This is a genomic window from Streptomyces sp. AcH 505 (assembly GCF_000818175.1).
Classification (GTDB): Bacteria; Actinomycetota; Actinomycetes; order Streptomycetales; family Streptomycetaceae; genus Streptomyces.
Genome location: NZ_JTIY01000001.1, coordinates 5,158,497 through 5,166,012, shown reverse-complemented (window position 1 = coordinate 5,166,012; position 7,516 = coordinate 5,158,497). Strand labels below are relative to the sequence as shown.

The 7,516-nt window shown below is 67.9% G+C and carries 3 protein-coding genes; 1 reads left to right on the top strand and 2 read right to left on the bottom strand.

Going from position 1 to position 7,516, the window contains the following annotated elements; translation table 11 throughout:
* Window positions 1-2,772: type I polyketide synthase (locus HY68_RS23570; protein ID WP_041991933.1), on the bottom strand; the 2,772-nt coding region annotated here is incomplete at its 3' end.
* Between the two features lie 521 nt (window positions 2,773-3,293).
* Entirely contained in the window at window positions 3,294-4,061 is a 768-nt protein-coding gene (locus HY68_RS23565) for a thioesterase II family protein (protein ID WP_041991931.1), read from the bottom strand.
* A gap of 679 nt (window positions 4,062-4,740) precedes the next feature.
* Here HY68_RS23565 and HY68_RS23560 point away from each other — a divergent pair.
* Window positions 4,741-7,479, top strand: coding sequence for a helix-turn-helix transcriptional regulator (locus tag HY68_RS23560; protein ID WP_041991929.1), 2,739 nt, complete (start codon window positions 4,741-4,743; stop codon window positions 7,477-7,479).
* The last annotated feature ends 37 nt before the right edge of the window (window positions 7,480-7,516 follow it).

Genomic DNA, 7,516 nt, shown 5'->3' with positions numbered 1-7,516 from the left:
GCCGGCTGAACCTGACTCAAGCCAGAGGTGCTGGTGCTGGAAGGCGTAGGTGGGCAGTTCGATGTGACGAAGGGGGGTGGGTCCGAAGTACGTTGCCCAGTCGACGCGAACGCCACGGGTGTGGAGAGCAGCCAGGGCCTCGACCACAGCACGTGTCTCGTCGCGGTTCTTGCGGACGACCGGGACGAGAGCAACGTCCTCTTCGCCGTCGAGGGTCTGCTGGGCGAGGCCGGTGAGGACACCGTCGGGGCCGACCTCGACGAAAAGGCTGGCACCGGCCGCACGAGCCGCCGTCACGCCGTCCGCGAAGCGGACCGCCTCACGGACGTGCCGCACCCAGTAGTCGGGGGTGGCGAGCTGGCCTTGTTCGGCGAGCTGCCCGGTGACGTTGGAGATCACCGGGATCGTCGGCTCGGCATAGGTCAGACCGTCCGCCACCTGCCGGAAGTCCTCCAACATCGGTTCCATCAAGGGCGAATGGAACGCGTGCGAGACCCGCAGCCTGCGCGTCCGAATCCCCCGTCCCGCCAGCAGCTGCCCGATGTCCTCAACGGCGGGCTCCACACCGGAGATCACCACAGCGGCAGGCCCGTTCACGGCCGCGACACTCACCTCGCGCTCGCGCCCCTCCAGCAGCGCCAGCACCTCAGGCTCAGAAGCGGCGACGGCGAGCATCGCACCACCACTCGGCAGCGCCTGCATCAACCGGGCACGAGCCGCCACCAGACGGCACGCATCCTCCAACGAGAACACCCCCGCCACATGTGCGGCTGCCAACTCACCGATCGAATGCCCCGCCAGCACGTCAGCCGTAACCCCGTACGAGACCAGCAACCGGTACAGCGCCACCTCGAAAGCGAACAGAGCCGGCTGCGTCATCCCGGTCTCGTCCAACAGCCCGGCCAACTCCGAACCCGGCTCCGCGTGAACCACATCCCGAACCGGGTGCGCCAGCAACGGATCCAGAACCCCACACACCTCATCCAAGGCAGCAGCGAACATCGGGAACGCGGCTGCCAACTCCCGTCCCATGCCTAGCCGCTGACTGCCCTGCCCGGCGAACAACAGCGCCAGCTTCCCGCCCGTACCACTACCGCTCACCACACCAGCAGCAGACACCCCGGACGCCAGCGCCTCCAGACCTGCCAGCAGCTCGTCCCGGCCGGTGCCCACCACGACCGCCCGCTCGTCCAGCACCGTCCGCGAAGACACCAGCGCGCGACCCACCGCAGCGACATCCGCCTCGGGAGCATCCTCCGCCCACTCCCGCAGACGGGCCGCCTGCCCCCGCAACGCCTCCACGTTGCGGGCAGAGATCAGCCATGGCACCAGCGGCAGCTCCGGCCCGTCAGCCTCGCCCTCAGCCTGCGCCGTCGAGCCGGCCAACTCACCCTGTTCAATGACCACATGGGCGTTCGTACCGCTGACGCCGAACGACGAGATTCCCGCCCTCCGAGCCCGCGAGACCTCCGGCCACGGCTGCGCCTCGGTCAGCAGCTCGACTGCGCCCGCCGTCCAGTCCACGTGCGGCGACGGCGCATCGACATGCAGCGTCTGCGGCAGCACACCGTGCCGCATCGCCATGACCATCTTGATGATGCCGCCCACACCCGCAGCCGCCTGGGTATGACCGATGTTCGACTTCAACGACCCCAGCCACAGCGGCCGGTCCTCCGACCGGTCCTGCCCGTACGTCGCGATCAGGGCCTGCGCCTCGATCGGGTCACCCAGTGTCGTCCCCGTACCGTGCGCCTCAACCGCATCCACCTCACCCGCGGCAAGACCGGCATTCGCCAGCGCCTGCCGGATCACCCGCTGCTGCGAAGGACCGTTCGGCGCCGTCAGACCATTACTCGCACCGTCCTGGTTGATCGCCGAACCGCGCACCACCGCCAGCACCGGATGACCGTTCCGCCGGGCGTCCGACAGCCGCTCCACCAGGAGCATCCCCACGCCCTCGGCCCAGCCGGTACCGTCCGCCGACGCCGAGAACGCCTTGCACCGGCCGTCCACCGACAACCCCCGCTGCCGGGAGAACTCGATGAACGTCCCGGGCGTGGCCATCACCGTCACACCGCCGGCCAGGGCCATGTCGCACTCACCCGAGCGCAGCGCCTGCACCGCCCAGTGCAACGCCACCAGCGACGACGAGCACGCCGTGTCCACCGTCACCGCAGGACCCTCGAAACCGAAGGTGTACGACACCCGCCCCGACGCCACACTGCCCGAGTTACCGGTACCGATCAGACCTTCCAGCTCCGGCGGAGCCTCGCCCGCCTGCGAGCCGTAGTCGTGGTACATGACACCCGCGAAGACCCCCGTCCGACTGCCCCGCAGCCCGGTCGCGTCGATCCCCGCCCGCTCGATCGCCTCCCACGACGTCTCCAACAACAACCGCTGCTGCGGATCCATCGCCAACGCCTCACGCGGCGAGATCCCGAAGAACCCAGGATCGAACTCCCCGGCCCCATACAGGAATCCGCCATGCCGGGCATACGACGTCCCCCGGCTCTCCGGATCCGGGTCGTACAGCTTCTCCACATCCCAGCCACGGTCAGCCGGAAACTCACCCACACCATCCCGAGCCCCCGCCACCAGATCCCACAAACCCTCCGGCGACACCACCCCACCCGGATACCGGCACGCCATCCCCACAATCGCGATCGGCTCGCGCGCGGCCCCGGCGAGTTGACGGTTCTGCTCGCGCAGACGCTCCGTCTCCTTCAGAGAGGCGCGCAGGGCTTCGATGAGTTTGGGGGCGTTCTCAGCCATTCTGCCTCGTGCTCCTCGCGGTACCGGGAAATGGGTGGATGAGCGTGCGTGTGGGCGCAGGGCAAACTACGGTGATCGCCACAGCGTCGATTCGCTGTGACGATCGCCGAAAAGTACTACTCGACGGTTGAATTCACTCCGCGATCTTTGTACGTCCGGACCAGCGGAAGACCGAAAGCGCGGATTCCCCGGAGGCCTCGGATTCACCGAGAGCGCCGGCCGTCACGACGGGTTCATAGTGTTCGTATCCGTCGAGGTGACGAATCTTGATCTTCTCCTGGGAAATGAGAGCGTGCCCCAAATCCCGCAGATTGACCGTTCCGCAGATTTGCGCGGGCCCTCCTTCGAGCCTTACGAGTCCCCTGATCGATCCGGAAGAGTCCGTGCTCAACGTGTCCCCCATGGACTCGCCTCTCTGCTCGTCTGTATTCTTCCGTGGAATCCGGTGCGGTGGTACCCCTGACCTGGCTCCCCCTATCGGCACCCCTGACCCACCAAGGACCTTCAGGGGGCTTCAGGGGCTATTTCACCGGGGAGATCTCCCCGATCCGCTCGACGATGATCTCCATGACCGATGCGGCATGGGCGTTCAGATAGAAGTGGCCACCGTTGAAGACGTGCATGTCGAACTGGCCGCTGGTGTGTGTTTTCCAGCGCAGGCATTCCTCGCGCGTCACATGCGGGTCGGTGTCACCGATCAGCGTCACGACGGGACAGCTGACGGCGGCTTCCGGCGGTTCGCAGCGGTAGGTCTCCACCGCCTTGTAGTCACTGCGCAGCGTGGGCAGGATCATCCGGAGGAGTTCGGGGTCGTCCAGCATCCGTGCGTCGGTTCCGTCCAGTCGCTGGAGTTCCGCGATCATGGCGCGGTCGCCGGCGCGATGCACGGACTCCTGCCGCAGGGACGACGGTGCGCGCCTGCCGGAAGCGAAGAGGACGATCGGCGAAGTCCCGGCCTTCTCCAGCCTCCTGGTGACCTCGAAGGCGACCACGGCGCCCATGCTGTGGCCGAAGAACGCGAGAGGCTGGTCCGTGAGCGGGAGCAGCTCCGCGGTGAGCCGGTCGGCGAGAGTGGCGATGTCCTCCACGCAGGGTTCGCGCCGGCGGTCCTGCCGGCCCGGGTACTGGATCGCCAGGACGTCGAGTGCCGGGGAGAGTTGCTTCGATACGGGGAAGAAGAACGAGGCGGCTCCGCCCGCGTGCGGGAAGCAGACGAGACGGGCGCCGGGAGCGGACGCGGTGTGGAAGCGCCGCACCCATGCGCCGTTGCCTGTGGTCGTTCCTGTCATGTCGACTCGACGTTCCTTCGTTTCGGGTGCGCGGAGGGCTGGTCCGGCTACGTCGGATACGGTCACGTCGTGTCGTCCGCCGGGACCCGCTTGTCGATCCACCGGACCTGCGATCCGGGCAATTCAGCGACGGACGAATTCTTTTTCGCTCGTGACGATTCATCGGTCCGGTGATACGCCGTTCGACATCGAAGGCACTATGGCGAAAATAAACTCGGAGCGTGCCGCCGTCCGGACTTCATTCGACACCCGGGGCCGGTTCATGGCTACCGGGAACCCACCCCTAAAGAGTCTTTCGAGGGCTCCCCTAGGGGCCCCTATCCCGCTCCCGAGCCTGCTCCGCACCGCTTGTACGTGACGGCCGACACAGCCACGTCGACGTACAGGTGGACGTCAGCAGTACCACAGAACCACAGTTCGCCAAAAATCTTGAATGACTCTTGACCCATTCATGTGAAACGGAATAACGAACTGCAACTTCCTGCCATGCAGCTTGTTGCCACTCAATCCAGACTTGAGCGTGCCTAGACTCGCCAGCGTCCGAGCATTCGAAACTGGCTCGTCTGCGCATCAGCGGCTCAGCTGCTTGATAGCTCAGGAGCATCTTTCGGGCCACGAGAATGGGGTCTCGTGGACTTGCACATGGACACCGCACATTACGGGGGAAGTCGTGCAAATCATGAACCAGGAGTCCGAACTCAACGCACTTGGGTCCGCGCTGGCGGACTGCCGATCGGCCAGGGGCCGGATCGTGCTCGTCGAGGGGGCGGCCGGCTGCGGCAAGAGCGAGCTCGTCGAGACGTTCGCGGACCGGGTCACGGCCCAGGGCGCGATGGTGCTCTTCGCCGCCGGCTCGGCCACCGAGCGTGGCGTACCGCTGGGTGTCCTCAGACAGCTTCTCGACAGATTGCCCGCACCCGAACGCCCGGAGCTGCCGGAACTGCCGGACCAGGACTCCGACGCCCTGAAGGTCGAGGCCATGCGGGAGCTGCACATGAAGATGTGCGGCATCGCGGAGAGCAGGCCCGTCGTCTGTTGCGTCGACGACCTGCAGTACGTGGACGCGGCCTCGCAGCGGTTCCTGCAGTACATGGCGCGGCACAGCCGGTCGAGCGGGATCCTGCTGGTGGCGACGCAGACGCAGAACTACAGTCCGCTCGACGCCGAGTTCACCACCGAACTGATGCGCCGCCCGGGGCTGGTACGGATCCAGCTACGTCCGCTGACGCGTGATCAGATGGGCACCGCGGCCTCGCGGTTCCCGGGTCTCGCCGACCGGGACCAGCTCGCAGAGGACCTGTACCGGCTCAGTGGCGGCAATCCGCTGCTGCTGCGCGCCCTGGCATCGGAGCACACCCAGCTGCAGCCCACGGCCGCGCCTGAAGGGGCAGGCGTACGGCCCCGCCCGGGCGGCGCGTTCGCCAGGGCCGTGGTCACCTGCCTGCAGAGCTGCGGGCAGAACATCCTGAAGCTGGCCGCCGCGACCATCGTGCTCGGCCGGCTCACCACACCCGGCCTGGTCGCGCAGATGGCGGGCATCACCTCGACCGAGGCGACGCAGGGCATGTCGGCGCTGGAGGCCTCGGGGCTGCTGCACGGCCAGGGGCTGCGCCATCCGGTCGTCATGACGACCGTCGTGGATCATCTGGCGCCCGGCACCCTCGCGACGATGCACCGGTGCGCGGCCGAGCTGCTGTACGAGCGCGGGACCGAGGCGGACGTGGTGGCCCAGCATCTCCTCGACTCGCACTCCTACGGGCCGCTGCGGGACGCTCCGCAGTGGGCGGAGGGCGTGTTGCGCGCGGCGGCGGAAGCCGCGGTGAAGGCCGACGACGTCTGCCGTGCGACCGCGCTGCTGGAACTGGCGCACGACACGTGCGCCGACGCGCGCAAGCGGGTGACGATCAAGCTCCGGCTGTCGACGATCGCGTGGCGCCTCGACCCGGGTCTGTCCGAGCGCTACCTCTGGGAGGCGACGGAGGCGGTACGGACGGCTCCCGTGTCGGCCACCCAGATCCTGCCCCTGCTTCATCTGCTGACGGCCCAGGGCCGGATCGCGGACGCCGCCGAGATGCGGGAACGGCTGTCGGCGGCCGTGCCGGTCGCCGGTCGCGCGTCGTCCGCGTGGGGCGCGGCCGCCGAGCCTGCACCGGCGTCGCCGGTCACGTCGGTCACGTCGCAGTCCGAGCAGTCCGACAACTCGGCCCAGCTCTCCGAACTGGTCGAGGCACACTCTTACGTGTCGCTGGACGCCAACACCACGGACATCGAACGGTTCCTCCGGGCGACGACGCTGAGCACGGCGACGATTCCGCCGATCGTGCAGGCGCTCATCGGTCTGACCTGTTCGGAGCAGCCGTCCTTGAGCGTGCACTGGTCCCAGGTGTTCCTCGATCAGTCACCGCGTCGGTCCGCTCCGGGCTGGCAGGCGCTGTTCCTGGGGATGAAGGCGCAGGGGCTGCTGCGGCTCGGGGACCTGGAAGGCGCCGAGGAGAACGCGTTGGACGCCTTGGGGCGGTTGCCCGATCCGCGGGGGAGCAATTTCGCGTACTCGGTGATCGCCACGCTGCTGCGCGCACGGACCGAGATGGGCAAGTACGTGGAGGCGGCGGCCCTGGTCGACCAGCCGGTACCGGACTCTCTGCACCAGTCGGTGCACGGTCTCGCGTACGCACGTGCTCGGGCCCGCTACTACTTGGCCACCCGCCAGTTCCAGGCCGCGTTAAGCGACTTGTACGAGGCGGGCCGGCTGGTGAAGCAGTGGGGCATCGACCGTCCGATGATGCTTCCCTGGCGTTCGGAGGCGGCTGAGGTGCTGTTCGAGATGGGGCAGCCGCAACGTGCCGAGCGGCTGGTGCTCCGTCAGTTGTCCATGGTCGACGCCCGCAACCCCTGGGTGCGTGGCACGTCGCTGCGTCTACGCGCGGCAACCAGCGAGCCCAAGAAGCGTCCTCCGCTGCTCCAGCAGGCGATCACCGAGCTGCGCAAGTCCGGGGACCGCGTCCAACTGGCCAGGGCGATGGCGGATTTGAGCGAGACGCTGGTCACGCTCGGCGATCCGCTGTCGACCATGATGGGGCAGGAGGCTCTCGCGCTGGCCGCCGACTGCAAGGCCGCCGCGCTGCACGAGCGGATCCTGCGCGGCACCCTGTCGGCCTCCGCCCCGCGCACCCTGGCGGCGGCTCCGCTGGATGTCAGGGGGCCTGACCTGGGGATCGCGCTCAGCGATTCGGAGCAGCGGGTCGCGGCGCTCGCCGCGCTCAAGTACACCAACCGCGAGATCTCGGGGATGCTCCACATCACGGTGAGCACGGTGGAACAGCACCTCACACGGGTCTACCGCAAGCTGAACATCAGCCGCCGTCAGGACCTTCCGGCGATCCTCGAACTCAACTCGCTGGAGGCCAGCGCGCGATGACGCGCGGGTGAGGCATCGCGAACTGATCGGCGTCCGG

Coding starts and splice junctions, on each gene's coding strand:
- HY68_RS23565 (WP_041991931.1), bottom strand. CDS start 4,061: ATGACAGGAACGACCACAGGCAACGGCGCATGGGTGCGGCGCTTCCAC.
- HY68_RS23560 (WP_041991929.1), top strand. CDS start 4,741: ATGAACCAGGAGTCCGAACTCAACGCACTTGGGTCCGCGCTGGCGGAC.